This is a genomic window from Acidicapsa dinghuensis, from assembly GCF_025685685.1.
Classification (GTDB): domain Bacteria; phylum Acidobacteriota; class Terriglobia; order Terriglobales; family Acidobacteriaceae; genus Acidicapsa; species Acidicapsa dinghuensis.
This window is the reverse complement of the sequence record NZ_JAGSYH010000002.1, coordinates 518912-545273: the sequence shown is the minus strand read 5'-3', so window position 1 is coordinate 545273 and position 26362 is coordinate 518912. Positions and strand designations below refer to the sequence as shown.

21 protein-coding genes are annotated in these 26362 nt (G+C 55.7%); 16 read left to right on the top strand and 5 right to left on the bottom strand.

Annotation, left to right across the window (positions count from 1 at the left end; genetic code table 11):
• Window positions 1-64: 64 nt before the first annotated feature.
• From OHL22_RS05815 to OHL22_RS05790, 6 genes are all read left to right on the top strand, one after another.
• A complete protein-coding gene (locus OHL22_RS05815) occupies window positions 65-2947 on the top strand; it encodes an ATP-dependent helicase (RefSeq protein ID WP_263334234.1) in 2883 nt (960 codons plus the stop codon).
• A gap of 102 nt (window positions 2948-3049) precedes the next feature.
• The gene (locus OHL22_RS05810; RefSeq protein ID WP_263334232.1) at window positions 3050-3208 is read left to right on the top strand and encodes a hypothetical protein; all 159 of its coding nucleotides are present in this window, start codon (window positions 3050-3052) and stop codon (window positions 3206-3208) included.
• Between the two features lie 216 nt (window positions 3209-3424).
• Window positions 3425-4903: an amino acid permease gene (locus tag OHL22_RS05805; RefSeq protein WP_263334229.1), complete on the top strand. Its 1479-nt coding sequence runs from the start codon at window positions 3425-3427 to the stop codon at window positions 4901-4903.
• A gap of 134 nt (window positions 4904-5037) precedes the next feature.
• Entirely contained in the window at window positions 5038-5469 is a 432-nt protein-coding gene (locus OHL22_RS05800) for a nuclear transport factor 2 family protein (protein ID WP_263334227.1), read from the top strand.
• Between the two features lie 78 nt (window positions 5470-5547).
• On the top strand, window positions 5548-6618 hold the full coding sequence (add, locus tag OHL22_RS05795; RefSeq protein WP_263334225.1) for an adenosine deaminase: 1071 nt from the start codon (window positions 5548-5550) through the stop codon (window positions 6616-6618).
• A gap of 120 nt (window positions 6619-6738) precedes the next feature.
• The gene (locus tag OHL22_RS05790) at window positions 6739-6954 is read left to right on the top strand and encodes a hypothetical protein (protein WP_263334223.1); all 216 of its coding nucleotides are present in this window, start codon (window positions 6739-6741) and stop codon (window positions 6952-6954) included.
• 75 nt (window positions 6955-7029) lie between these two features.
• Here OHL22_RS05790 and OHL22_RS05785 read toward each other — a convergent pair whose 3' ends face one another.
• The gene (locus OHL22_RS05785; RefSeq protein ID WP_263334221.1) at window positions 7030-7287 is read right to left on the bottom strand and encodes a hypothetical protein; all 258 of its coding nucleotides are present in this window, start codon (window positions 7285-7287) and stop codon (window positions 7030-7032) included.
• A 38-nt stretch (window positions 7288-7325) separates the two neighbouring features.
• Window positions 7326-9359: a threonine--tRNA ligase gene (gene thrS, locus OHL22_RS05780; protein ID WP_263334219.1), complete on the bottom strand. Its 2034-nt coding sequence runs from the start codon at window positions 9357-9359 to the stop codon at window positions 7326-7328.
• 412 nt (window positions 9360-9771) lie between these two features.
• Between thrS and OHL22_RS05775 the strand changes: the two genes are divergently transcribed.
• Window positions 9772-10041 (top strand): hypothetical protein, encoded by a 270-nt coding sequence (locus tag OHL22_RS05775; protein ID WP_263334218.1) that lies wholly within the window; start codon window positions 9772-9774, stop codon window positions 10039-10041.
• A gap of 210 nt (window positions 10042-10251) precedes the next feature.
• Window positions 10252-11250: an aldo/keto reductase gene (locus OHL22_RS05770; protein ID WP_263334217.1), complete on the top strand. Its 999-nt coding sequence runs from the start codon at window positions 10252-10254 to the stop codon at window positions 11248-11250.
• Window positions 11251-11274: 24 nt separating this feature from the next.
• Here OHL22_RS05770 and OHL22_RS05765 read toward each other — a convergent pair whose 3' ends face one another.
• Window positions 11275-11631, bottom strand: a complete 357-nt coding sequence (locus OHL22_RS05765) for a hypothetical protein (RefSeq protein WP_263334215.1) — start codon at window positions 11629-11631, stop codon at window positions 11275-11277.
• A 315-nt stretch (window positions 11632-11946) separates the two neighbouring features.
• Here OHL22_RS05765 and OHL22_RS05760 point away from each other — a divergent pair, with 315 nt between their 5' ends.
• The 4 genes from OHL22_RS05760 to OHL22_RS05745 all read left to right on the top strand — a co-directional run bounded on the left by OHL22_RS05760 (window position 11947) and on the right by OHL22_RS05745 (window position 17932).
• The gene (locus tag OHL22_RS05760) at window positions 11947-13104 is read left to right on the top strand and encodes a glycosyltransferase (protein WP_263334213.1); all 1158 of its coding nucleotides are present in this window, start codon (window positions 11947-11949) and stop codon (window positions 13102-13104) included.
• Window positions 13105-13417: 313 nt separating this feature from the next.
• Window positions 13418-14329, top strand: a complete 912-nt coding sequence (locus OHL22_RS05755; protein ID WP_263334211.1) for a polysaccharide biosynthesis/export family protein — start codon at window positions 13418-13420, stop codon at window positions 14327-14329.
• 28 nt (window positions 14330-14357) lie between these two features.
• On the top strand, window positions 14358-15734 hold the full coding sequence (locus OHL22_RS05750) for a hypothetical protein (protein ID WP_263334209.1): 1377 nt from the start codon (window positions 14358-14360) through the stop codon (window positions 15732-15734).
• Window positions 15731-17932: a GumC family protein gene (locus OHL22_RS05745; protein WP_263334206.1), complete on the top strand. Its 2202-nt coding sequence runs from the start codon at window positions 15731-15733 to the stop codon at window positions 17930-17932. The genes OHL22_RS05750 and OHL22_RS05745 overlap by 4 nt, the downstream gene beginning before the upstream one ends.
• Window positions 17933-17999: 67 nt before the next feature.
• On the opposite strand, the gene OHL22_RS24980 is transcribed toward OHL22_RS05745, so the two are convergent.
• Together OHL22_RS24980 and OHL22_RS05740 are read right to left on the bottom strand one after the other, a co-directional pair.
• On the bottom strand, window positions 18000-19079 hold the full coding sequence (locus OHL22_RS24980) for a plasmid mobilization protein (protein ID WP_377819020.1): 1080 nt from the start codon (window positions 19077-19079) through the stop codon (window positions 18000-18002).
• A 205-nt stretch (window positions 19080-19284) separates the two neighbouring features.
• Window positions 19285-21516, bottom strand: coding sequence for a prolyl oligopeptidase family serine peptidase (locus OHL22_RS05740; RefSeq protein ID WP_263334204.1), 2232 nt, complete (start codon window positions 21514-21516; stop codon window positions 19285-19287).
• A 123-nt stretch (window positions 21517-21639) separates the two neighbouring features.
• On the opposite strand from OHL22_RS05740, the gene OHL22_RS05735 reads away from it, so the two are divergent.
• The 4 genes from OHL22_RS05735 to murJ all read left to right on the top strand — a co-directional run bounded on the left by OHL22_RS05735 (window position 21640) and on the right by murJ (window position 26345).
• Window positions 21640-21837 carry a hypothetical protein gene (locus OHL22_RS05735; RefSeq protein ID WP_263334202.1) on the top strand — a complete coding sequence of 66 codons (198 nt, stop codon included), beginning with the start codon at window positions 21640-21642 and terminating at the stop codon, window positions 21835-21837.
• Window positions 21838-21916: 79 nt separating this feature from the next.
• Entirely contained in the window at window positions 21917-22540 is a 624-nt protein-coding gene (locus OHL22_RS05730) for a DUF305 domain-containing protein (RefSeq protein ID WP_263334200.1), read from the top strand.
• Complete coding sequence (locus OHL22_RS05725; protein ID WP_263334197.1) at window positions 22537-24552, top strand: LVIVD repeat-containing protein; 2016 nt, start codon at window positions 22537-22539, stop codon at window positions 24550-24552. Before OHL22_RS05730 ends, OHL22_RS05725 begins: the two co-directional genes overlap by 4 nt.
• 95 nt (window positions 24553-24647) lie before the next feature.
• On the top strand, window positions 24648-26345 hold the full coding sequence (gene murJ, locus OHL22_RS05720; protein ID WP_263334195.1) for a murein biosynthesis integral membrane protein MurJ: 1698 nt from the start codon (window positions 24648-24650) through the stop codon (window positions 26343-26345).
• Window positions 26346-26362 lie beyond the last annotated feature (17 nt).

Sequence of the window (26362 nt, the reverse complement as noted above, 5' to 3'; positions counted from 1 at the left end):
TTTCCCAGATTTTCTCCCTGGACGTTACACTAGAGAAGGAAGCTTTCCCTCCGGATCCCTCGCCTTGCAGCATCTTGTAGACCAATTGAATCCGCAGCAGCGTGCGGCCGTGGAGACCACGGATGGGCCTGTCCTGATCCTCGCTGGAGCCGGGTCGGGGAAGACGCGTGTCATTACTTATCGAATTGCCTATCTGATTCAGGAAAAAGGGGTTGCCCCGGATTCAATTCTCGCCGTTACGTTTACCAACAAGGCGGCGCGGGAGATGGAAGAGCGCATTGAGAAGCTCTTGGAGCGCGGATCGCTTACCAAGCCGCTGATCGCTACTTTCCACTCGCTGTGCGTGCGTATTTTGCGCCGAGATATCGAGGCGCTGCGCATTGGAGAGGACGGACTGACGAAGAGCTTTGCGATCTATGACGAGAACGACCAGCAGTCGATTGTGAAGCAGATCATGAAGCGGTTAGGGCTGGACACGAAGCAGTTGACGCCGCGCACCGTGCTGGGGCGCATCTCGTGGGCGAAGAATCACATGATCGATCCGCAGGAGTTTTATTTGAACTCGGCGGACCCGAACAGCGAGCGGATCGCACATATCTTTGAGCTGTATCGCAAGGAGATGCGCAAGAACAACGCGTTGGACTTCGACGATCTGCTGCTGGAGACGGTGCGGCTTTTGAAGTCTTCGAGCGAGGTTCGGGAGCGGTATCAGAGGCGTTTTCAGTTTCTGCTGGTGGATGAGTATCAAGATACGAACCGGCCGCAGTATGAGTTGATGAAGCTGTTGACCGGCGAGCGGCACAATGTCTGCGCCGTGGGTGATGAGGATCAGAGCATCTATAGCTGGCGCGGGGCGGACATTCGCAACATTCTGGAGTTTGAAAAGGACTTTGCCAACGCGAAGATCGTGCGTCTGGAGCAGAACTACCGCTCGACGCAGGTGATTTTGGAGGCGGCGGGGGCAGTCGTTGCGAACAACGCACAGCGCAAGGGCAAGACGCTGTGGACGGAGCGCGATGGTGGCTCGATGGTCGGTTATTACGAGGCTCCGGATGGTGAGAATGAGGCGCTGTTTATCGCTGACAGGATCAACAAATTTCTGCGCGAGACGGCCAATAGCGGAGATCGGGAAGAGGGCAAGTGTGCGGTGTTGTATCGCACCAATTCGCAGTCCCGGTTGGTGGAAGAGGCTTTGCGGCGGTATGGCATCAAGTACACGATGGTGGGCGGGTTCAGCTTTTATGAGCGGGCTGAAATTCGCGATCTGCTGAGCTACTTGAAATTGGTTTTGAATCCGAATGATTCGATTGCGCTGCAGCGGGTGATCAACACACCGGCGCGCGGCATTGGCGCGACAACCTTGGGAACGCTGGAGCGGATGGCGCTCGAAACCGGCACGTCGACGTGGGAAGCGGTTGGGCAGGCGATCCGGAATCAGCTTGTGCCAGCGCGGGCAGCTTCGGCGCTCAAGGATTTTCGCAGGTTGATTGAGGATGCGCAGGCAATTCAGAATCCTGATTTCGCAGGCAAGCTCGCGGCCGATCTGGCGGGGGGAGCGAGTGAGCCGGAGCCGGTACACGAGGCCGCGCAGGAAGCGTCGGCGGATTTCGGATTCAACTTCGGCGAGAACATCAGCTTCGATTTCGGTACGAATGCCGAGGCAGGCGATCCGGTGCTCGAGAACGAAGCAACGACGGCGAATGATCTCGATACGGCCTTCGATTTTGGAGCTGAAGAGAGCTCTGAAACAGAGGCAGCTCTCCCAGCGTTTGATTTGGGTGCTCTGTCCCCGTTTCAGGCGAGTACTGCGGGACCATCGGCGAAGAAAGCGAAGCGCATCGCAGCAGCGAAGACGGAGTCTGAGGCCGTGGATGAGACTGGGTTCCGCAAACCGGGTGAGCGCGGCACGCTGCCGGAGCTGATTCGTTTTCTGATTGACCGGAGCGGTTATATCAAAGCGCTTGAGTCGGAGGGATCACCGGAAGCGATCAGCCGGATTGAAAACCTGAAGGAACTAGCCAATGCGGCGCAAGACGCCGAGGAGCGTGGTGAGACGTTGAGCGAGTTCCTGGACCATGCGGCGCTGGTTTCGGATACCGACCAGTACGAGCCGAATTCGCGGGTGACGCTGATGAGCCTGCATGCCGCGAAAGGGCTCGAGTTTCCGCTGGTGTTTCTAGCGGGAATGGAAGAGGGATTGTTTCCGCATTCACGTACGATGAACGATCCGGATGGCCTCGAAGAGGAGCGGCGTCTCTGCTATGTGGGCATGACGCGGGCGATGGACACACTGGTGCTGACGAGGGCGCGTTTCCGGCGGCGGTATGGAAATGATGCTCCGGAGGCGAGTTTGCCGTCGCGGTTTCTCGAAGAAGTGCCGGGACGGTTGCTGGAGGATCTCGGCAGCCCTATGCGAACGAGTGCATGGTCAAGCGGAACGGGCTATGGTGGAAATCGCAGATCTGGCGGGGATGAGGACGGCTACTCAGGTAGCCACTACAGCTACGAAGATGAGGATCAGAGCTCGTCGCATATGCCGGGCAGAACGCCGCAGAAAGCGCCGCATGCCGGGATTCGCGCGACCCCCTATCCGAAGGCCGGGTCTGGAACGCGGGTGGAGGTGTGGCCGCCACAGCGGAACAGTTCGGCTAGTGGTTCCGGGACTGGGAAAACGGACGAGAAGCAGCCGGATTCCATGGATAACATCGCGCGGTTCTTTTCCGGGCGGGGGACTAGTGGCGGCTTTTCGCGGCCGAAGATGGAGATTCCAGCCAAGCCTTCTGCTTCGGGATTGGCTAAGGGTGTGCGGGTGCGGCATGGAAAATATGGCGAAGGAACGGTAATTCTGCGGGAAGGCGACGGAGAAGATGCCAAAGTTACCGTACATTTTGCTAAATTTGGGTTGAAGAAGTTGGTGGAAAAGTTCGCGCAGTTAGAGAAAATCTAACGCTGGCGTCCGCTACGCGATTACCCCTCGCACCACTTCCTTGCCGCAGGAGCCGAGATCATTCGCTTCCGGCAATTTTGAGTAATAGAAAAGAGACGAATCATGGCAAACACCAAGGCAACTACCGACAAGATTGAACGCAAGCAACTGAAGCGCGCAGCCCGCAAAAAGGCAGCTCCCAAAGGCCCCCGCACCGAACCTCGCGGTTCTATGAAGGCAAAGGTCCGGAAGACAGCTCGCGGACAGGCGAAGCGTAAGTAAGCACGCATAGCGTGCCCGGCGGGGCCTGCAGTGGAGTAGTAACAGCAGGTCCCGGCTTTCTTCCCTCCAAAGCTCGGGCCCGTCGGGCGCACTCGTCTGCGCCGCACTACAATCAATTCAATTTCGCGGGCGAGGAGCTTTCCACTGGCAAGCCAACTGCTGAGCCGCAAATCGATCGACAAACTGATTCGGGATTCAGAGAATCCGGAACACAGCTTGCGGAAGACACTTGGTCCCTGGTCGCTGACGGCGCTTGGTATTGGCGCTGTCATTGGGTCGGGGATTTTTACGGTTATTGGAACGGCGATTTCGGGCGAGCAGTTCGACACCACGAGCATCCTGAACACGCCTGTTGCGGATTATCTGATTCATCACACGGCGCTTGCCGGTCGGCCTGGTGCTGGGCCTGCTCTTGCTGTTTCTCTGATCCTCGTCGCGTTTGTCTGTGGCTTGACCGGTCTTTGCTACGCGGAATTGGCTTCGATGATCCCGATTGCCGGGTCCGCGTACACCTATACCTATGCGACGCTGGGCGAATTGATCGCGTGGATCATCGGCTGGGATTTGATACTCGAGTACGCAGGATCAAACATGACGGTGAGCGTGGGCTTTGCCGCGCACGTCGTCGATCTACTAGATTGGTTTGGGCTGCACCCTTCAGCGAAGTGGATCTCTCCAGCCTATCTGCCAGAGGGATTGCAGGATTTCGCCGGCCATGACATCTATAAAGCCGGTTGGCATTTCGGATTCAATATTCCAGCGTTTCTAATTGTGCTGCTGTTGACGGTGGTGCTGGTGCGCGGCATTCGGGAGACGGCGGAAGCGAACAACATCATGGTGGGGCTGAAGCTTACCGCCATTCTGATTTTTATTTTTGCGGCGCTTGAGTTCATTCACCCGACGAACTGGCATCCCTTCGCCCCCAATGGATTTTCGGGGATTCTTGCCGGCGGGTCGATTATCTTTTTCACCTACATTGGTTTCGATTCCGTTTCGACCGCAGCTGAGGAATGTAAGTGTCCCCAGCGCGACTTGCCGATTGGCATTATTGCGACGCTGGTCATCTGCACGGTTCTTTATGTCGCGGTTGCCGTTTGCCTGACAGGCTTGGTGCCGTGGCAGTCGATGGCAGGCGACGCCGCGCCGGTGGTCAATGCGCTCAAGAAGTTGTCGCTGACTCCGGACGGGCATCCGCTGCACTGGGTGCGGCTGGTGGTGCTGCTTGGCGCGCTGATGGGCATGATTTCGTCGCTGCTGGTCTACCAGCTTGGGCAGTCGCGAGTGTGGTTCTCCATGTCGCGCGACGGGCTGCTGCCGGATGTGTTCAGCAAAGTGCACCGGCGCTATCGCACGCCGGCGTTTTCAACCTGGGTTGCGGGTTTTGTGGTGGCCATTCCTTCCGGGCTGTTCGATATCGGTACGCTGGCTGATCTTTCCAACATTGGAACGCTTTTCGCCTTCGTTCTCGTATCCATTGGCGTGATTGTGCTGCGATTGCGGGAGCCAGAGCGTCATCGTGGATTCCGGGTGCCGGGCGGTCCGGTGATTCCGGTGCTGAGTGTTGTTTTTTGTCTGTTGCTGATGGCTGGGCTTCCCATCATCACCTGGATACGTTTCTTCGGCTGGCTCATCATCGGGCTGACGATTTACTTCTTCTACAGCCGTCACCGGTCGGAGTTTGCTGGAGTGAAATAGGGCTGGTTCCCATGCGGAACCAGCGGTGAACGCAAATCTTTAACAGCAAATCCTTAACATGCAGAGAGTCAGGAGAGTGTATGCGCATGCGGATCTGGAGTAGCACGGTTTTGATCGCAGCCTTAGCTTGTTCTATGGCAACCGTTGTACCAGCTACTGCGCAGGAGGCGCACTGGGCGGAGCCTGGCGATGCAACGGCCAAGGGAATGATCGATCTGGAACGCAAGTGGGCTGAGCTCTCCTGTCAGCCCAGCAATGTCGTCGAAGAGGCGCTGGCCGACGATTTTGTGGGCACCGCTCCAGATGGGAGGCGGTACACGAAGAAAGACGCGCTGAGTGAGCATCGCCCTCCCACCGGAACGGTGCATGGATGCAAGCTGATCGACGCACGCGTGCGTTTCTTTGCGCCTGGGTTGGCGGTGGTCTATGGCCGCGAATCTGCCATTCACAAAGATCCACACGGCAAGGACTACGAGCGGGAATTGATCTGGACAGACACCTGGGTGAAACGTAACGGCAAGTGGCAGATTATTGCCGTACAGGATATGGCGGCACCGCATTCCTGATTTCTGGCCGCGATTTGACGGATGAAAAGCCCTCCTGATACATATCGAGATATCTCGATATGACGATTGGAGAATGTTGTGGCGACTCCGGACATGGATACTCTGGGTGAAAAGCCGCTGGATGATTTCATTCGCGGTTTGCCAAAGGCTGAACTGCATCTTCACCTTGAAGGCACGATCGAGCCGGCGACGCTCGTGGAGTTGAGCGAGTGTGTTGACGCGGCTTCTGGCGCGCGGCCGATTACACTTGCCGAGGCTGAGGCGCTTTATGAGTACAAGGATTTCTCGGGATTTCTGCTGGCGTTTAAGGCGGTGACCGCGCGGCTGCGCGGGCCAGCGGAGTATGAGCTGGCTGCGTGGCGGATGATCGAGAAGCTGGCTGCGCAGGGCGTTCGGCACGCGGAGGTCTATATCTCCGTTGGGGTGATTTATTACTGGCGGAAGGAAGAGGATGCTGCCGATCCGCTGCTCTTTCAGAAGATCTTTGCTGGCCTGGAGCGCGCTCGTGAGCGCGGCGAGCGGGAGCTTGGGCTGACGCTGTACTGGATCTTCGATGCGGTACGGCATTTTTCTGTGGAGGAGGCGAGGCGCGTTTTTCGGATGGCAGCCGAGATGCGAGGGCAGTACCCATCCATCATCGGGATCGGTCTGGGAGGCGATGAGAGGGTGGCGGCTTCGGAGCCTTTCCGAGAGCTGTATTCCGAGGCTACTAGGGCTGGATTGCGGTTGACGAATCATGCTGGCGAGACGACGGGACCGGAAGCGATCTGGGAAGCGCTTTCGATTGGTTCGGAGAGGCTGGGACATGCACTGTCGGCGATTCGCGATGGGGCGCTGATGGAAGAGCTGAAGCGACGGCGGATTCCGCTGGAGCTGAATCCGAGCTCGAATTGCCGGACCGGCGTATGTACGGCGCTGACGGATCATCCGGTCCGGGCCTACTTTGACGCCGGCCTGATGGTGACGTTGAACTCCGATGATCCGGCTTTTTTCGGATCCACGATTGAGAACGAGTATCGGTTGATGGCGCACGAGCATGGCTTCAACCGCGAGGAGTTGAAGCAGCTTGCTGAGCAATCGTTCGAGGCTAGTTTTCTTCCGGAGGAGCAGAAACAGACGTGGGTTGCAAAGGTTAGAGCTTTCGATTGAAACGGTTTGCGCTTTTGCCCGTCTTAGGAATGTGAAACTGATTCGGCACGGGTTATCAACTGCCCCGCGCGCGGAATTAAGACGAATTGCGCTATGATGGCGTCAGGAGAGGGGCCTTTCATGCAGGAGAACGAAGTCCAAGGGGCAAACGCATCCACCACCACCAACACACTGCGCGCAATCGGATGGGTTTCGCTGGGCTTTGGCGTGGCGGCTATTGGTCTATACGTTGGCCGCGAGTTGCGTAACTGGTACCGGTTCAACCATCGTACGCCGTACGACTTCTACTCCCATGCGGCAACCCCGGCGAACTCGGAATTCGGGATGGGTATCTAACCGGAGACTGCCTGAAAGTTCAGATGGACTTGTAGCCAAGCAGGGATTTGCAGCGAAACAGCTTCGATACGCTGGTTATGCTTTTGCAGAGTGGATCTCCGTCTTGGACGTGGCTGGCTTTCCAGTAAATACAACCGCCAAAATCCAGTAGGAAACACTCAGGATTCCCCAGAGCATGCCCTCTTCGCGCCTTAGCTGCCGTTTACGACGGAAGACGAACTCAAGAGCCCACATGCCGCCAAGGACGACTGCTCCCCAGACGAGAGAAAACGGCAGCCAGACAATCCTTGCCAGGCTTGCCCGCCAACCAGTCAGTTTCTTTGTGTTGACCATGATTCCCTCGAATGGATGAACTCTGAGATAGCAGTGTCTCAGAGTCCTGTAGATCGTTCCATCACCAATTTGTTACAAGTTGCTGCGAAGTCGGTAACAGGCACAGAGCCTTGGTCACCTTTGCCACGGGTACGAACGCTTACGGCGTGCGCTTCGGCTTCCTTGTCGCCCATGACGAGGATGTATGGCGTCTTCTGGTTGGCGAAATCGCGGATCTTGGCGTTCATTTTCTCGTTGCGGTTGTCGACCTCTACGCGCAGGCCTGCGGCTTCCAGCTCTTCCTTCACTTTTTGGGCGTACGCGTGGTGCCGCTCGCTGATGGGCACGAGGCCAACCTGGACCGGCGCGAGCCAAAGCGGGAATGCTCCTGCATAGTGCTCAATCAGAACGCCGAAGAAGCGCTCCACTGAGCCAAAGAGGGCGCGGTGGACCATGACTGGCTGGTGGCGTTCGCCGTCTTCGCCGACGTATTCGAGCTCGAAGCGGGCAGGCAGATTGAAATCAAATTGCACGGTGGAAAGCTGCCAGAGACGACCGAGTACATCGACGAGTTTGACATCGATCTTTGGGCCGTAGAAGGCCGCTTCGCCGGGGATGGTTTTATATGGAATGTTCTTGCGGCTGAGGGCGCGCTCCAGACTGTCGACGGCGAGCTTCCAGTTCTCATCGGAGCCCGCATAATGGGCGCGGTCTTTCTCGTCCCAAGTTGAGAGCTCAACTTTGAATTCTGCAAAGCCAAAGGTCTTGAGGACTGTTTCGGCGAATTCGATGCACGCTACGACTTCATCTTCGATTTGGCCGGGGGTACAGAAGATGTGGGCATCGTCCTGAGTAAAGCCGCGCACGCGGAGCAGGCCGTGCATGGTGCCGGACCGCTCGTACCGGTAAACATTGCCGAGTTCTGCTAGCCGCACGGGCAGATCGCGATAGCTCTTCGGCGAATTCTTATAGATCAGGATGTGCCCTGGGCAGTTCATGGGCTTGAGGCGGTATTCGGCGTCGTCCAGCTCCATCGGCGTGTACATGTTGCCGGAGTAGAAGCCTTCGTGGCCGCTGATCTTCCAGAGCTCGCGCCGCATTACGTGCGGGGTGAAGACGAGCGAATAGCCGCGCCGGAGGCACTCTTCGCGCATCCAGTCTTCCATGATCTTGCGGATGATGCCGCCCTTGGGATGCCAGAAGATGAGGCCTGCGCCGGCAACTTCCTGAATGCTAAAGAGGTCGAGCTGTTTGCCGATCACGCGATGATCGCGGCGAGCTGCCTCTTCGAGTCGCGCGAAGTGCTCATCCATCTCTTTCTGTGAAAAGAAGGCGGTGCCGTAGATGCGCTGGAGCTGTGGATTTTTTTCATCGCCGAGCCAGTAGGCACCGGCGAGATTGGTGACTTTTACGGCCTTTACGCGGCCAGTGGATGGCACATGAGGGCCGCGGCAGAAGTCGATGAACCCACCGTTGCGATAGAAAGAGACGTTGTCGCCGGGGTGCGTGAATTTCGTAACGAAGTGGGCCTTCATGAACTCGCCTTCGCGTTCAAATTCAGCGAGCGCTTCTTCGCGAGGCTCATATTCGCGCACGAACTTGTCGTCACGCGCGATCACTTCCGCCATTTTCTTCTGGATGGCCTCGAGGTCTTCCGGCGTAAAGGGCTTTTCGCGATAGAAGTCGTAGAAAAAGCCTTGATCCGTTGCCGGACCGTGGCCAAGCTTGGTTTCCGGAAACAGCTCAAGAACCGCCGTCGCCATGACATGCGCCGCTGAGTGCCGCACGACCTTGAGGGCTTCCGGGTCGTTTTCGCGGATCAGCGCAAGCTTCACGTCTTCGGTCAATGGCGTACTGAGATCCACAAGACGCGGGGCATTCGGGTCTTCTGTGCCGTACATTACGGCGTCGCTGTCTTTCTCGGCCGTATCGCCAGCGGTTGTATCCGATGCGGTAGTCAGCGGCGTGATGCGCGCAACTACCGAGGCTGCAGCGAGGCGAGGCGAAATGGAGTTGGCAATCTCTAGCGGCGTGGTCCCGGCGGGCACTTCGCGGATGGCTCCGTCGGGCAGGTGGACAACGATCGTACTCATGGCAGTTGACATTGGTGTGAATTTAGAAGGGGCCTTATCAGGAGGGCGCCAACCTTTCAGCATACCTGTTTTCGCGGCAGGTTACTGGCGCCTCGAAATGCGGTACGGTCGAGGCAATTCCCACAGCGGAACCTGCATCGTAGTTGGTACGGCAGCAGATGCATGCTGTCAGACGCAAAAAACGACAGAAGAAACGCTATTCAGCCTCAGTTCACATTCTTCATGTATTCGGCAAGTTAAAGCCGAATGAATGACCCAGGGGTGGTATGCATGCCAACCCAGATGGTAACAGTCAGGTGACGCTGAAGACATGTGGTTTGGACCCGCTCGGGGAATGTTGCAATTTCGCTCACCGGGCTACTTTCAGAGTGTGGCCGGGAGATACCGGCAAAGACGTTGAGGAGAGAGCCCAATGCAAGTTCTGTTGAAGAGTTCAGAAACCGCCGTTGAAACCCGTTGCAGTGTATGTGGACAAGGATTTGTGATGTTCTGGGAGCGCCAGACCCGCAATGAGCGCAACGAAGCGATGCGCGAGATTGAAGCAACTCTCCGTCATCATCACCATGCCGGTGACGGACCGCATGTGCACCCGGTCAAAGGATTCCTGGTTCCCGAGTGGGACGGTCCGATTGCTTTCTCCGGCGCCGCGATTCTGGGCAACGCACCGGTCTGGGCGCTCTAAGAATCTGGAAGTTTCGCGAAGAGCGAACTTATCAACAGGTCTCAAAACGCGTCAGGGCCGAGTCGGAAGTCTCTTATCTGTATCTATGGATTACCGCTGAGCCTGCTTCGTAAAAAGGAGCAGGCTCATTCCTTTTTCTCAGTCTGCATTCGAGCGTCTTCATCTTGTAACAGCGAAGAATTGCAACATCGGTATCGTATAAATAGAGACATGCGCTACATCAACTTCCCTGTTTCTGACAATGGAGGCGCTACTAAAATCTCGGAGCTTGGTTTTGGTTGTGCTCCGCTTATGGGAAGAGTCGGACGTGGCGATTCACTCAAAGCGCTTCACTCTGCCGAGCAGGCTGGCGTCAACTTCTTTGACACCGCACGTTCTTATGGCTATGGGGAAAGCGAGGGGCTGCTGGGCGACTTCCTGCGAGGCCGCCGCGCCTCGATGGTAGTCTGCACCAAATTTGGAATTCTCCCTCCTAAAGGAGGGTGGAAGCAAAAGGTAAAGCCGCTGGCACAGGCGGCTATTCGCGTCTTTCCCGGCATGCGCCAGTTCGCCCGTCGTCAGGCAAGCGGAGAAAGCACGGGAAATCAGTTCTCCGTAGCTGTCTTGCGCGAATCATTTGAGACCAGTCTGCGCGAGTTAAAAACAGACTACGTGGATATGCTCATCTTTCATGCAGCTCCAGTGTCGGTTCTCGATCAGGATGATTTACTCGACGCTCTGGGGCGGCTTGTTGAGTCCGGCAAAGTTCGCATGGCAGGCATTTCGGGAGATCATCCAGTGATTCGCGAAACCTTTCGCCGTCAGCCGAAAGCCATTACCCTTGCTCAATTCGCGTTGAATCGAGCTTGTTTCGACTTTGTTGCGGCTACGCAGACCCCGGAGGCGCAACGGTTGCTGTTGATCGCAAATCATCCTTACGGCGGACCTGCCGGTGCTGCAACGTGGGCGGATACGCTCGCATCGTTGCGAAATGCGCCTGGTGTGACTGTGCAACTGCGCGATAAGTTCGATATAAACGATCCTCAACTGATGCCGGAATTGCTGTTGAATGCGATCCTTCGCGGAACTGGTATTTCAGTTGTGCTGCCATCGATGATGCGATCCGCCAGCTTGTCCGGCAACGTGCGCGCACTGGATCATTGCCGGTTTACAGATGAGGAGCTCGATCTGATTCGTGTGGAACTGACCAGACGCAGAAGCGCGGCGTGACCCGCCTCAACCGTTCCTGAACGATCATGATGGTGTAGAACTGGCGTCGCTTGGGCTTTGCGCTAATCCTGCGTTTCGAGAACGGCGCCACTTCGAATAGCGCACGCGAATGTCACTCGAAAATGGGGATGGGGAGTGCCCTAACGCCGTCAGCAGAGCTTCTGTGAATGGCAACGAACCCACGCCAAAGATATCCTGGATTTCCTGGTAGTACCCGCCGATGTCGGCTGATGTGATCGGCCATCGCTCGGAAAGCAATCCTGCTGGCGGTTGAAATACCTCGTCGGTGTAGGGCAGCAACTGCCCACCCCATCGTGTCGAGGAGCCTCCAAGTGTTCGAAACCGACCTTCAGTTGTCCCAAGATGACGGGTGCCCGCCATCTCGGCGTCGTAAAGGATCTGGCTTATCTGCTCCAGCTCTGTTCCTCCGGCTTCAAGCTGATTTACTTCGAAGCCGTGTTATGCGAGTCGCCGGGATAGCAACAGTCCGGCAATTCCGCCGCCTATCACACAGAACTGTTTCTTCGGCGGCGCCTAGTGAGGATATTGTTCGAGATCAATGGGCATCGCCGTGCTGAGAATATCAAGTTCTTTCTAGGGGACGGTTAGCTTGGTGCGTTGAATACCTTGCCTGATGCCTTTAGTACTTTCCTAAGTCGCAGGTTCAGAGTGCACCAAACGATATACTGAGTCCGAATGCGCTTGCTACACGTGGTTCGTACATTGAATCCTGAGTTTGGGGGGCCCAGCGAATCAGTCCGTATGTTTGTTCGTGCCCACCAGCGTGCCGGCAACGAAGTTGAAATCGCCACTACAGACGCACCTGGGGAAGGACCTGCCGGAGATGCGTATCAAAGCCTGATGCCGTGTCCGGTGCATGCTTGTGGTCCGGCTCGTCCGAATTATTTTTATTGCCCTCGTTTAGATTCCTGGTTGATTGAGAATCGCGATCGATTTGACGGTGTCATCGTCAACGGCGTCTGGCAGTATCACGGTGTTGCAGCGCGACATGCTTTCGCTGGTCGAAAGCCCTATGTTGTCTTTGCACACGGCATGCTTGACCCTTATTTCAAACGCCGTTTTCCGCTAAAGCATTTGAAGAAGCTGGCTTACTGGATCTTTCAGGAACACCGCACGCTCAATGCTGCCACGGCCGTTTGCTTTACAAGTGAAGAAGAAAAGCGCGTAGCAGCAGAAGGATTCCCATTCCTGAATTTTCGACGGGAGATCATTCCGTACGGAACGATGGGGCCGGAGGGAGATCCTGAGGCTCTTAAGCAAGCCTTTTGGGATCAGTGGCCCATGCTGAAGGGAAAGAAATATCTGTTGTTCCTGGGGCGAATCCATCAGAAGAAAGGCTGTGACTTGTTGCTGGACGCTTTTGCGCAGGTGGCGAGGCCTGATCTGCATCTGGTCATGGCTGGGCCGGAAGAAGAATCTGGCTGGGGTGCGGAACTGCGCAGCCGGGCGTTACGCCTGGGGATCGAAAATCGCATTACGTGGACCGGGATGCTGCGCGGGGCGGTTAAGTGGGGAGCGTTTTATGGATCGCAGGCATTCATTTTGCCATCGCACCAGGAAAACTTCGGCATCGCCGTGGCTGATGCGTTGGCATGTGGAGTGGTTCCTCTGATCTCTGACAAAGTCAATATCGCTGCGGATATAGCCACTGACGGGGCCGGATGGGTGGAGGCGGACACTGTCGAAGGAACAGTTCGTCTAATCGCGAGTTTTCAGAACATGTCGTCCGAAGAGTTAAAACGAATGCGAAGCTGTGCTCTTGATTGCTACCGACGGCGTTTTGCACTCAACAATGCCGCAGAGGCGCTTTATGCCGCGCTCGGGCTTCCATAAGTTGGAAAGCTCTGGATGATCGGTTCTCTATCAGAATCCAGCGTTTGACTTTGGATTAATATCTCGGAAACATTTGATGGCCCAAAAGAGACCATTGTTGCGAATCTTTCGTAATCGAAGACAGTACCGCGTGTTATCTTGTAAGTGAGTCGTGGAGTGCAGCTTTGCTAGTGCATCCTTAGCACGAACGTTCTCAAATCGACATCCACGCGCCACAAACTTGCGCGGGCGCCACCCACGTGCCCCAGGTGACGAATACCGAGTGAGACTGACAAAACCTATTTTATTCATAGTCCTAGCGTGTCCAGCTTTTATGCTGGGCCAGACTTCAGCTCCCCAGCAGAGTGGATACTCGGAGCCCGGGCTTGCACCGGGCGATCAGGTCCTGGTCCGGATGTACGATTTTCCGGAGGCAGCAGCTGGCATATCACTTCGCCTTGAGGGGGACGGCACGCTCATACTCCCATATGCTGGGAAGATTCACGCTGCGGGTCTCACCCCTGGTGCACTTCAGCAAGCTATTGTTGCAGCCCTTCGTGATCAGGGCATTGTGAAGCAGCCTAATGTGACCGTAGATGTTACTGCTTCTATGGCATTGAACGTGTTGGTTCAGGGGCAGGTTGTCAATCCCCGCTCAGTGGCAATAACAGCCCCAGCGCCACTCTCCTATGTTTTGAGCCAAGTTGGGGGATTGACCGGACTGGCGAGCCACAAGCTCACAATTGTTCATCGTGGAGATGAAATGCCCACCTTGGTGGACTACGACACCCGTTCGCCGAACAGTGCAGCCATGAACACTCTTATCGTTCCGGGAGACATCATCAATGTCACATATGAAGGTGTCTATTTCGTCGGTGGTGAAGTGAACCATCCGGGCATTTTCCCCATAGGAGGTGCGCTGTCGGCTGGTCAAAGCTCAGCACTTTTGGGATATGGATTGGTTGACCACGTCACTCTGCTTGAGGCGCTTGCACAGGCCGGCGGAATTACCGCAATTGCAAAACGGTCGCGTTTGCATATCTTAAGGACCGAAAACGGGAAACGTGTGGATATCAATGTCGATCAAGTCAAGCTGTCGAACGGCGAGGTGGCTGATCCTGTTTTACAGCCGAACGACATTGTATATATTCCCCCAAGTTACCTTCGGCAGCAGACAAATAATCTGTTTTCGACCGCGCTGAGCAGCTTATACGCTGTCACCCAAATCAAAACGGCAAACTTCTAGGGATACGCGGAGGCATCGGATTAGTATTTTGGCAACATCGCTCCAATACGGAGAAGAGCATACTCTCGATATTCCCCGGGAATACGCTCCTGCACGCACGTTAGCAAGACTCTTTTTTGCGACCTTCTGGCTCGTGATATTTACCGGGGCGATTCGTAAGTGGATGTTTCCCAACGCAACGATCCTATATATTTTGCAGGACATTCCGATCGCGATGGCTTATGCCTATGCGTTCTCGAAGGGCATTTTTGATCGGGGCATGCTGCTGGCTGGGATCCTCCTGCTCAGCGTCATTCTTACGTTACAGGGGCTGCTGCAGATCATTGTTTCCGGATTGAATCCGTTTGTATTTGCGGTTGGCTTACATAATTATCTCTTCTATCTTCCAATGTTAGTTGTCTTTCCCGTCTGTCTTACCGAGAAGCATCGCCGCAATTTTGTCCGCTGGTACCTTTTGTCAAGTATTCCGATGTGTGTTCTGGCGATTGCACAAGCTGAATCCCCGTTGACGGCTTTTATTAATCACACAACGGAAGGAGACGCATTTGGCGTGCCCGGAGCGGATGTGGCGCGGGTTTCAGGAACATTCAACTTTGTCCTTTTCTATGCGCTCTGGGTGGGCATTGGCGTCGCGCTGAATCTTGGCGAGTGGCTCATGCCGCGGGAGCGCAGAGTTATTCAGCGCCGATGGTTGCTCATTGTTTGCACTGTCTCGATCAATCTTTGTCATCTGGTAAGTGCATCGAGACTGGCTATCTCGAATGCGGCTGTTGCTATTCTGGGAGGCGTGATTTGCGCCGTGGCGGTTCGTTCAGTTCGCGCGATTGCCGTCATCTTGGGCATTCTGCTCATGCTGCCGTTAGTAGCCGGCGTAACTTATTTGATTTCTCCCAATGAAGCCAACATTATTGTCGAGCGTTTTACCGGCAAGGGTTATCAGCAGGAAGGTCTGAGCCGAGTCGAACAGACGTTGGACGGGTTCTTGACGGAGCCGCCGTTGAGCCTGATAGGCGCTGGGATTGGTGTTGGCGTCGATGCGGCGCACGTCGGAAGTGTCGATGCATATAACTATACGTATCAACTCTCTGAAGAGGATACGATACGAAACGTTATGGAGTTGGGAACTGTAGTCGGCCTCCTGTACATCGCGGTGCGCATAGGTTTCCTGTTTGGGATCGTCTTTTTAGCTTTTCGGATTGTTCGTTCCGGATCGAGTCCGCATGTGTTGCCATTGGCAATTTTCATTGCGACAGACGGATACATTGGAGATCTCACCCGCTCTGCAACGATGACCGCTACACAGGTGATGATTGGTTGTTGCTTTATTCTCAGCGCCTACTTTCACCCTGACCACGCAGCAGTCACAGACGCTGCGATCGATCCCCAGCTTGTGAGGTATGCGTGACCACTGATTTGACAAATGCAACAAACAAATTTGCCGAGAGTGCGATTCGCATCACGGACATTACTCGCATTCTGCGCAAGTATGGCTTATACCTTCTAGGCTTGATGATCATCGGCGGTTTGCTTGCGGGGATTTGGGCCCATTTTCAAACTCCGGAATATGATGCCGTGGCCCTTGTTCATCTGGATCAACATAATTCCATCAGTCTCGGTAGTGCGGGCGCGGCTGTGAGCGATGAGTACTCCCTTAAGATGCAGACCGAGATTACAGGATTCCAAAGCCCGTATATCGCGGAATTGACAATTGAAAGGCTGGATCTCACCAAGCACCCGCTCTTCGGCACCAAGCTGGATTACCGTGGGTTGGATCCGATGAAGGATCCTCAACAGCGGGATCAGCTCGTTCATCAGTTTCTTGGAAACCTTCAGGTCACGCAGGTTCCCAAAACCGAACTCCTCTCGATTCGCTTCCGCAGTACGAGTCCGGCGTTAGCTGCCCTTGTCGCAAATACCATCGTTGATGTCTATTTCGAGCAGAACTTCGCGCAAAGGTACAGAAGCACCCAGGACATAACCAGCTATCTAACGCGCCAGATGGACGATCTGCGGCAGAAGATCCAGGGAGAGCAGAACGAGGTTCTGTCGATGGAAGCCAAACTGGGCATTCTTTCGCAAGGACCCTCGACAGGTTCGAGCATGCTTGTCGATGAAGCGACCCAGTTGCTCACTGAGCGCGTCAGAGTGCAGGCTGACGAATATCTTGCTGAAGCGGAGTATCAGAATCTTCTCAATCACCCTGATAGCGCGCCTCCATCTGATATCCCGGCAGCCAGTGGGCTTTCGGCGCTGCAGACTCAATTGGCACAGTCGCAGTCGCAGACGGCTGCTTTGAAGGATCGCTATGGGCCGAACTATCCTCCGCTGAAGCAGGCAGAAGCGCAAGAGGCGAGTTTACAGAAGAGCTTAGACGACCTTCGCCAGGTGGTGCTGCGAAGCGCTCAGTTGAATCTGGAACGGAGCCGCAAGGCGGAGCAAAGCATCAACGATCGTCTCGGCGCATTGCAACATGAGGCGGAGGGACGTACTCCGGATACAGTTCGGTACGAGATTCTAAAATCGCAATATACGAGTGATCAGACACTTTACAATGTTCTGCTTACTGCGATGGGCACCGGATCGATTCAGGCTGGTATGCAATCGCAGGAGTTGAATCGATTCACCGCCGCCGAGATTCCTGGAATCAAGTCTTATCCCAATGTGCGTGCGGACGCAATGGCGGGTTCTGCTGCGGGCTTTCTGATCGGTCTGGTTTTTGTCGGGATTATCATTCTCAATAGCGACACTGTCCAAACAGTAGAACAGGTTGAAGAAGCGATTGGACTTCCTGTTCTCGCGTCAGTACCTGAGTACAAAGACGACCTCGCGGCGATGCGTCTCTCAGATGAAGTGCTGCCGCTTGTCACTTTGCTGGCGCCACGATCTGCGGGAACAGAAGCATATCGATTATTGCGCACTGCGATCACGCTGATGCCGGTGAATCAGTCTCATCGCGTTATTTCGCTAACTAGTTGCGGTCCGGGTGAGGGCAAATCGACGACTGCATTAAATCTTGCAGTAGTATTGGCGACGCAATCGAAGCGCGTGCTGCTGATCGATGCCGACCTGCGCAAGCCGACGATTGCGCAACGCCTCAAGATGCCCGCATCAGACCAGCCGGGGTTGAGCCGCTATCTGAGCGATTCCTCTGTTATTGAAGAAGACTGCGTTCAGAGAGTTGCCGAGGTTGCTGGCCTGGATGTTATTCCCGTACAGGAGATTCCGCCTTTTCCGTCTGAGCTGCTTGGGCAGGGACGATTGGAGCAGTTACTCATCTGGGCGAGAGATCACTACGATTATGTGCTGATTGATACGCCGCCCGTTCTCCTTGTAACCGATGCGCTTATCATTGCGAGCCATTGCGACACTCTGCTCGTAGTGGCACGTGTTGGGGTGGCGCAGAAGCGGGCGCTGCGGCGTATACGTCAGGATCTCGCGAAATACCCAGGCAAGCAGATCGGTGTCGTTGTAAATGCTTTGCCTCACTCTGAAACGTACTATGGCGGCTACGGAAACTATCGGAGCTACTACGGTAAAGGATATGGAGCTGGCAGCTACTATGGTTCCGGCTCGGGTGCCTACATTTCATCGGCAAAGAAGTGAGCGCTTCACAGTCTCGTGATCTGCTCTGATCTCGATGCTGGATGTTTATTGTCTTCTTAACCGATCGTTATGCGGTGCGCCGAAAGAGCGTGAACGGAATCAGGCCAAAACGGGTTGCAGCGCTCTTGAGAGCCTGAAGCCAACTCTTTCTTGTGCTCGCTGGCTCTTGTGGAGTCAAAGGAAGGGCGTGTCTTTGCATGAGAGATGCCGCGCCTAAAGCGCGTATCTCCGCCATCACATGTCTCACCTGGGAGCGCAGATTTTCTGCCTCCATCACGCAGGAACGAACGTAGGCGGAAACGTTGATTCCAGACTCTTCTGCACGCAGACGTAGCTGTTCCATCTCTTCATCGGTCAAGCGCAGAGAGACGATCGTTCGCCGTTGTTGTGTCAAGCCTGATTTTGCGATGGCTGTCAGGTTTTCTGCTTCGATCGGGACAGCTTTTCTGACTTTGGCCGAGGTGGTTGCAGCTTTTCGAGGGCTTACTGTAATAGATACTTCGCTGATGAGAGAGTCTTCATTTGCAACTGCTTTTGCTCGGGGTGGATGAGGCGATTTTTTCGAATGCCCGGTAGTGCGCGTTGTTTTTCTGATTCGTGCATTTCCACGCTCTGGTTTCTTAGGAAGATCGGCCGACGGCGTCTCAGCGCCCTGAGACTTGCTTCGTTTGAGTGGTGAATTGCCAGCCTGGAAACCAGGTCTATTCTCATCTCGATTGGATCGAAAATCGGCTTTTGAGGAGTGCCGATTTTTTATGTTGGATTTATCGGATTGCGCGTACGGCAGATCTGGGTTAGCTGGGAGACGCGCGGGCGTCAATTCCAGATCGTCGTAGGCATGAAGGTCTACGCGTGCGAGCAACCGCAGCGCTCTCTCGTAGCTCAGAGTTCCCTCACTTGGTTGTTGGTCCCGGCCTTGCCGAGAAGCACGCGAGGAGGAGATGACAGCATCTTTGTTCGGAGCTGCCTGGGACTGGAGTTTGCGCACTGCTGTTCTCAGCGCCTCCTGGTTCCATCGGCTATCTGTGGCTGCATCTGTATTCTCTCTGTTCGTGGTAGCAACTCCTGTAGAAGGGCTGTAGACGCTTTCAAGTGTGTCGGCGAAGGAGTCGTCGTGCGATCGAGTGATGGCGGCATTGCGGGGCATGGGCGCAGATTATCGTGGCCATGACGGTTTACTTCATACAATCCGATATCTCCATGACAATTGATTCCCGAAGACGAACCGCATTACGTACGGATTCCAATTCAGATTCAGCGAGCAGGTTCGCGGGGGCGCGAATGATGTGAGCTGCGCGGAACCAGCTACCTCCGGTTCAGTACGTGTGCTAGATGTGACCCGCACACCGGCTCTACTTCGAGCCGGTTTCGGTCCAGAGGAACGAGAGTTGGTCTGCGTAGTCGTCGATCAACTGTGCCGCGGAGACGCCGGCACTGTGGCCGCTCTTAAGACTGTAGTGCAGCAGGATCGGCCTCGCTTTCGCACCTGAATCGGGTTGTCCTGGCTGCTGCAGATTCTGCATCAGCGCGGCCATTTTGCGTGCGTGCAATGGATCGACGCGTGTGTCGCTATCGCCGGTGAAAAACATGATGGCCGGATACGGTGTGCCTGGTTTCACGTTCTGGTAGGGCGAGTATTTGCGGATGTAATCGAAGCCCTTTTCATTTTCCGCCGAGCCATATTCCGAGGTCCAGAGGCGGCCGATCAGGAACTTCTGATAGCGCAGCATGTCGAGCAGTGGAAACCCACACCAGATTGCTCCGAAGAGATCGGGACGCTGCGTGATCGACGCCCCCATCAGCAAGCCACCGTTGGAGCGGCCGCTAAGCGCGAAATGCATGGGCGAAGTGTATTTGTTCGCAATCAGGTATTCACCAGCGGCGAAGAAGTCGTCGAAGACATTCTGCTTTTTTTCGAACATCGCCTGCTTGTGCCAGTTTTCGCCGTATTCGCCGCCGCCACGCAGGTTGGGCAGGGCAAACCATCCGCCTTGTTCCATCCACGCCGCCCATAGTGGGCTCCATGCGGGAGTTTCGCTCGAGTTGAAGCCGCCGTAGCCCGTCATCAGAAGGCGCTCACTTCCATCTATCTTCAATCCCTTGCGTCCGGCGATGAACATAGGCACGTGCGTGCCATCTTTCGACTTGTAGAAGACCTGCTTCAGCTCATATTCACTCGTATCGAACGGTGTCTTCGGTTGTGCAAAGACTTCCTGCTTGCCCGTTTGCGTGTCGTAGCGATAGATCGTTGGAGGCTGGATGAGCGACTGGAAGCTGTAAAAGCCATAGCGGTCTTTGCTGTTGCCGCTCATGCCAGAGGCATCACCGATGCCGGCGTATGGAAGCTCTCCGATGGCTTTGCCGGCGAGGGTATAAACGGTGCTTTCAGACTTCACGTCTTTGAGACGATGGACGAACAACTTGTTGCCGACAATACTTGAGCCATCAATTACGTCAGAGCCTTCAGGAACGATTGTGGTCCACGCTTCGGGCGCAACACCGCCGGGCATGGCTTTGAGGATCTTTCCGTTTGGAGCCTGATAATCGGTGCGGACATACCAGTCGCCGCTGGCGTACATGGCAGAGAAGCGCGAGTCGATGCCCCAGACAAGGATGTTGAATGGTGACTCCGGCTGATGCAGGTCGCGATAGACGATATCGACTCTTTTGGCAGGAACTCCGCGGCTGACGATCACGACGAGATACCGGCCGTCGTCGGTGACGCGTGCGCCGATCTGATCCATTTCGCCGAGTGGTTCGCCGCGAAACTCGCGGCCAAAGAGGAGTACATCTTCCGAATTGCGTGTATTGAATTTGTGGAAGTAGAGCAGCGAGCCCTTATGCGGCGTGAATCGTGCGTAGTAGACCCCGCTTTTGTCTGGGGAGATCTCGACGCTGTTGTAACGGGCCGCAGGTAACGTGTCGTCAAGAGTCTTACGCGAGGCAATGGTGAGGAAGTGAATCTCTTCCTCATCTGCGCCGCCCTGGCGGATGCCGTAGACCATCATGGTACCGTCTTCTGTCACATTGAGCAGAGAAACGGACGTGTTGGGATCGCGGCTCAGTTTGGCGGGATCAATCAGGCGAACATCGCGACCGAGATCTGCGTTTGTTTCTTTGGCTTTTGGATGGGCTGGTGGCGTCCATCCGTGCCGCATATAGATGGAAGGCTGTTCCTCGTCGGAGAGGCGCTTCATAAAGAAATAGCTGTCGCCACGCTGGATCGGAGTGGACCAGCTTGTTACGTGAATCAGAGAGTCGAGTTTGTCGGCGATCTCCGGGCGCACCTTGGCTTGCTTGAGATAACGATCGGTGTAGGCAATCTCCTGATCGAGCCACTCGCGCGTCTCTGGGCTTTTGGCGTCTTCAAGCCAACGATAATCGTCGGTGATCTTTGTTCCGAAGTAGTCATCGACGACCGGTGTTTTCTCGGCCTCGGGCGGCAGCGGCAGCCGAATGTGATCGCGGCCATGGATAGTATCGGCTGAGGCTTGCGGTGTCTGGGCCTGCATGTGCGAGGACATGGTCATCATTACCAGGGCAGGGAAGAGAAGCGCTTGAGCAGCGGTGGCAGAGAATCTCATCAAAGGCTCCGTCTCACCAACATACACCGCTGAGTTGGCCTCCCGTTGCTGCATGTTGAGTTATCGGCGATAGGGCACATTCCATCCTTGATGAATAGCGAAGAGTGAGGCCGTAGCGGAGACATGGCGAAAGCTCGCCTGCTCGGCAACCGCGCGGAAAACCTGTGCCCGGTAGCTATCCAGCATGAGAATCCAACCTTTGCAGCCTACCGTCTGAAGAAGGTTGGCAAAAGCCTGCAAATTACCTTTCGTGTCACGTTCGCTCGTGCTAGCTTAGGAGACATCAAAAATGTCGGTACTCACAAACGAAATGCTCCTTAAAAGCTTGCGGGGCGCCAGTAAGAGACTGGAAATAGCGAAGATTGTTCTCCGTTGCGGATGGCTGGGAACCACGTTCCTCATGCCTACTGCAGGTGCCTATGCGCAGCAGGCCGATAAGCCGTCTGCGCCGGTTGTGGTGCAGCCAGGTGCACCCGGAGAACCGAGCAAGACGCTGCCTTCAACGACTCGTCCCAGTCTGCCGCCGCTCTCCGCAGCGGATATCTCATTTATGCAGGGCATGATCATGCACCACTCGCAGGCGGTGGAGATGACAGCGCTGATTCCGTCGCATACGCAGAACAAGGACGTGCGTGCGCTTGGCGCGAAGATCAGCCGCTCACAGGCGGACGAGATTCACATGATGGAGCGATGGCTTGCAGTGCGCGGGCAGCCTACATCGATGACGATGCCGGATATGGATATGTCGGGCAAGCCGATGGCTCCGATGCCGGGAATGCTGACGCCAGCGCAGATGGAAGCGCTGCGCAATGCCAGAGGAACTGAATTCGATCATCTCTTTCTGACTGGCATGATTCAGCACCACAATGGCGCACTGATCATGGTGAAAGATCTCTTCAGTACAGCAGGCGCAGGCCAGGACGCCGACATCTTCAACTTCGCGACGGATGTGGATAATTCACAGCAAGCGGAGATCAGGATCATGCAAAACATGCTGAAAGAACTTTCGGAGGACCAACGTTGACTCGATCCAGCAAGCTCTTCGCTTCTCTAGCTGCAATTGCGCTATTCGGATTCGCAGGCCACATCTGCGTTGGTTACGCGCAGTCTTCTTCTTCGGCGCAGGATTCCAAAGCTCCTGCAAAGCCTCAGGCCGAGGCCGAAAAAGATCCGTTTGCGCCGCAACCCGCGCCTCCGCTGCCACCGGGCATGACTGGCTCCAATACCAACGATCCGCGATACACGCTCAAGCCGGGTCTTTATGATGCCGGAGAAGCTGCCATGGGCATGAAGCATCTGGCATTTCTGCGCAAACCAGATGCTTTCCAAATCACTGCGACGACTCCAGATGACCCGCAAGTGCAAAAGACACTGGACCAGCTAGGCGTAGGCAACCCGGCGAAGATGTCCAAGTCGATGCAGATGGTGATCGCGCAGCTCGCTTTTGCGAACTCCGACTTTGCCTTCCAGGGAACGCATCTCTTCCAGGGCAATTTTTACGGCATCAATGTCTATGACATAGCCAATCCGGCAAAACCATCGCTGCTGACATCGCTGGTGTGCCCCGGAGGTCAAGGCGATGTTTCGGTCTACAAGAATCTTCTCTTTATGTCGGTTGAGATGCCCAACGGCCGCCTTGATTGTGGCTCAGAAGGCTTTCCTCCAGAGCCGCCGCCGGCGGCCGGTCACGAGCACGAGCGCCATATTCCAGCCGCGCAGAAAGATCGCTTCCGCGGCGTGCGCATCTTCGATATCTCCGACATCAAGAATCCGAAGCAGGTTGCTGCCGTGCAGACCTGCCGCGGCTCGCATACGCACACGCTGGTGCTCGATCCGAACGACAAGGACAACGTCTACATCTATGTTTCCGGCACATCGTTTGTGCGTCAGCCAGAGGAGCTTGCAGGTTGTTCTAACGAGGCGCCGGATAAGGATCCGAACACGGCGCTCTTCCGCATCGAGGTTATCAAGGTACCTCTTGCTGCTCCGCAAGAGGCAAAGATCGTCTCCAGCCCGCGCGTGTTTATCGATGCGCGTACTGGCGCGCTCAACGGCCTGAGCAATGGCGGCAGCCACGGCAAGGGCGAAGAGAAGCCCGTGGACACCAACCAATGCCATGACATCACGGTCTATTCGGCGATCGGGCTTGCCGCGGGGGCTTGCTCGGGCAATGGCATATTGCTCGATATCAAGGACCCTGTGCATCCGAAGCGCGTCGATGCAGTCAACGATCCGAATTACTCGTACTGGCATTCGGCGTCGTTTTCGAATGATGGCAGCAAGGTCGTCTTCACCGATGAGTGGGGCGGCGGCATGGGTGCGCGTTGCCGCCCTACTGATCCGAACAAGTGGGGTGCCGATGCAATCTTTGACCTGAAAGACGACAAGCTGAGCCTGCAGTCCTACTACAAGCTGCCTGCCGCGCAGGGCGACACGGAAAACTGCGTCGCGCATAACGGATCGCTGGTTCCGGTGCCGGGCCGCGATATCGAAGTGCAATCGTGGTATCAGGGCGGTATCTCGGTGATGGACTTTACCGATCCGCAGCATCCGTTTGAGATTGCCTACTTCGATCGCGGACCGATCGACCCCAAGATGTTGGTACTTGGTGGTGACTGGTCGGCGTACTGGTACAACGGCAACATCTATGGTTCGGAGATTGCGCGCGGAATTGATGTATTTGAGCTGACGCCGACGAAGTTCCTGACGCAGAATGAGATCGATGCCGCCAAGGCTGTTCAGGTCGAAGAAGAGAATGTGCAGAATCAGCAGAAGATCGAGTGGCCGTCGAAGCTGATTGTCGCCAAGGCCTATCTCGATCAACTGAGCCGGTCGCAGGCCCTTTCTGCTTCGCAGATTTCGGATCTGCAGAAGGCTATTCGCAACGCCGAGAAGTCGCATCTAGCAGCAAACAAAGTCGCAAAGCTGAAGTCGATGACTGGCTCTCTGGAAGCAAGTGCAAATAGCGCAAAAACGCCTGCTGACGCAGCGCGAATGCATGCGCTGGCGGTGATTCTCCAGAACCCGGCAGCATGATTTCGTTCGGCACCCCATCAAGTCCCGTCTGTGTTGCAGCAGGCGGGGCTTCTATTTGCACACGGGCAAACACCGGGCTTTGTAGAATCATCTGAGTGGCAAAGCACGCGCAAGAGAATTATCTGCCCGGCATCGGGCCGCATGATGGACCGGGACAGCCCGTGACGCCTGCGCCTGCACTGCCGCCGGAGGCGGAGCCGTCCCGTTCGCGGTTGGCGCGCGCTCTTCGTCTGCTGCGCCCTTCCCACAGCCATACCGCTTATACGGCGACGATCTTGCTGATGGTTTCAGCGATTCTCTCGCGGTTCATGGGCCTGGTCCGAGTCAAGTACATCGCGCTGGTCTTTGGCCGCGGCATGGAGGCAGATGCGCTCAACGCTGCCTTCGTACTGCCTGACATGATCTCGTACTTTCTTGTCGGCGGTGCCGCATCCATCACCTTCGTCACGATTCTTACAAAGTATCGAGATACGGGCAGGGAAGCGGAAGGTGAGCGCTCTCTCTCCATCATCCTCTCGACCATGGCGCTTGTGTTGGGTAGCGCGATTGTGATCGCAGAGATCGTCGCACCATGGTTTATTGCCTGGATGTTTCCGGGTTATCAAGGCGCCAAAGCCGCGCTCTGTGTGGAGTTGACACGCATCTTGCTTCCGGCGCAACTTTGTTTCTTTGCCGGCGGCGTTTTCGGTGCGGTTTTGCTGGTACAGAAGCGGTTTTATGCGCAGGCAGTGACGCCGCTTATCTATAACGCAGGAACAATTGTTGGCGGCCTATTTCTTGCGCATCGCATCGGAGTCTCTTCGCTGGCATACGGTACGGTGGTGGGCGCATTGTTCGGGCCATTCCTGATCAATGCGGCAGGTGCATGGCGTCTCGGCACCCGTTATCGCTTCATTTTGGATTGGCGGGACTCGGGGTTACACGAGTGGGTGCGCATGTCGATTCCGCTCATGGTGGGCGTTTCGCTCGTCGCGGCGGACAACTGGATCATTTCGCACTTTGCTTCCGCAACAGGTGGCGGCGTTTCGGTGATGACATACGCCAAGCAACTCTTCAGCGCGCCGATTGCTGTACTGGCGCAGGCTGCTGGCGCTGCTTCAATGCCATTTTTCGCAAATCTCTGGTCACAGAATCGCCGCTACGATTTTGCAGTTGGTGTTGCCAACTCGGTTTCACGAGTAGCCGCACTTGGACTTCTGGCTTCTTCGGGCATGATCGCGCTCAGTGGGCCGCTGGTGGACCTGGTCATGCGGGGCGGCAAGTACACGTCAGCGGATGCAGCGTTGACCGCTGCGTACTTCGCCATCTTCTCCATCGCACTCTTTCTCTGGTCTGCACAGGCTATTTATGCGCGCGCTTTCTACGCGGCGGGCAATACGCTCACGCCGATGATCGCGGGAACGATCGTCACATTGGTTTCGCTGCCGGTTTACGCGGTACTGTATCGCTGGCACGGCGATGCCGGGTTAGCGATTGCTTCAGACTTCGGGATAACGCTGCTTACGTTGACGCTAGCTGTGCTGCTGCACAGACGACGCATGGTGTCGCTGGCGAGTGTGGACTACCGTGAACTCGTCCGATGCCTTGTTGCGAGCGTGGCAGCAGCCGGTCTTATCTGGCTGGCGATGCATGGCCTTCATCGGCTGCACGTGCCCACTACCCGCTGGATGGATCTTGCCGAGCTGCTCCTTGGTTCTGCGGCGTGGTTCGCGATTGCAGGTTTTACGCTAAGCCGCCTAGGGTCGGCGCTGCCACAGGTAATGATGAAGAAATTAGGCTTGCGCCGCGCGTAACGTGTTTCTACGAATTT

What these genes read in the sequence shown, in the direction of transcription:
- OHL22_RS05770 (WP_263334217.1), top strand. Translation starts at nt 10,252, where the DNA reads ATGCGCTACATCAACTTCCCTGTTTCTGACAATGGAGGCGCTACTAAA.
- OHL22_RS05785 (WP_263334221.1), bottom strand. Translation starts at nt 7,287, where the DNA reads ATGGTCAACACAAAGAAACTGACTGGTTGGCGGGCAAGCCTGGCAAGG.
- OHL22_RS05760 (WP_263334213.1), top strand. Translation starts at nt 11,947, where the DNA reads ATGCGCTTGCTACACGTGGTTCGTACATTGAATCCTGAGTTTGGGGGG.
- OHL22_RS05755 (WP_263334211.1), top strand. Translation starts at nt 13,418, where the DNA reads ATGCTGGGCCAGACTTCAGCTCCCCAGCAGAGTGGATACTCGGAGCCC.
- OHL22_RS05775 (WP_263334218.1), top strand. Translation starts at nt 9,772, where the DNA reads ATGCAAGTTCTGTTGAAGAGTTCAGAAACCGCCGTTGAAACCCGTTGC.
- OHL22_RS05740 (WP_263334204.1), bottom strand. Translation starts at nt 21,516, where the DNA reads ATGAGATTCTCTGCCACCGCTGCTCAAGCGCTTCTCTTCCCTGCCCTG.
- OHL22_RS05790 (WP_263334223.1), top strand. Translation starts at nt 6,739, where the DNA reads ATGCAGGAGAACGAAGTCCAAGGGGCAAACGCATCCACCACCACCAAC.
- OHL22_RS05730 (WP_263334200.1), top strand. Translation starts at nt 21,917, where the DNA reads ATGCCTACTGCAGGTGCCTATGCGCAGCAGGCCGATAAGCCGTCTGCG.
- thrS (WP_263334219.1), bottom strand. Translation starts at nt 9,359, where the DNA reads ATGAGTACGATCGTTGTCCACCTGCCCGACGGAGCCATCCGCGAAGTG.
- OHL22_RS05735 (WP_263334202.1), top strand. Translation starts at nt 21,640, where the DNA reads ATGGCGAAAGCTCGCCTGCTCGGCAACCGCGCGGAAAACCTGTGCCCG.
- OHL22_RS05810 (WP_263334232.1), top strand. Translation starts at nt 3,050, where the DNA reads ATGGCAAACACCAAGGCAACTACCGACAAGATTGAACGCAAGCAACTG.
- OHL22_RS24980 (WP_377819020.1), bottom strand. Translation starts at nt 19,079, where the DNA reads ATGCCCCGCAATGCCGCCATCACTCGATCGCACGACGACTCCTTCGCC.
- OHL22_RS05800 (WP_263334227.1), top strand. Translation starts at nt 5,038, where the DNA reads ATGGCAACCGTTGTACCAGCTACTGCGCAGGAGGCGCACTGGGCGGAG.
- OHL22_RS05765 (WP_263334215.1), bottom strand. Translation starts at nt 11,631, where the DNA reads ATGGCGGGCACCCGTCATCTTGGGACAACTGAAGGTCGGTTTCGAACA.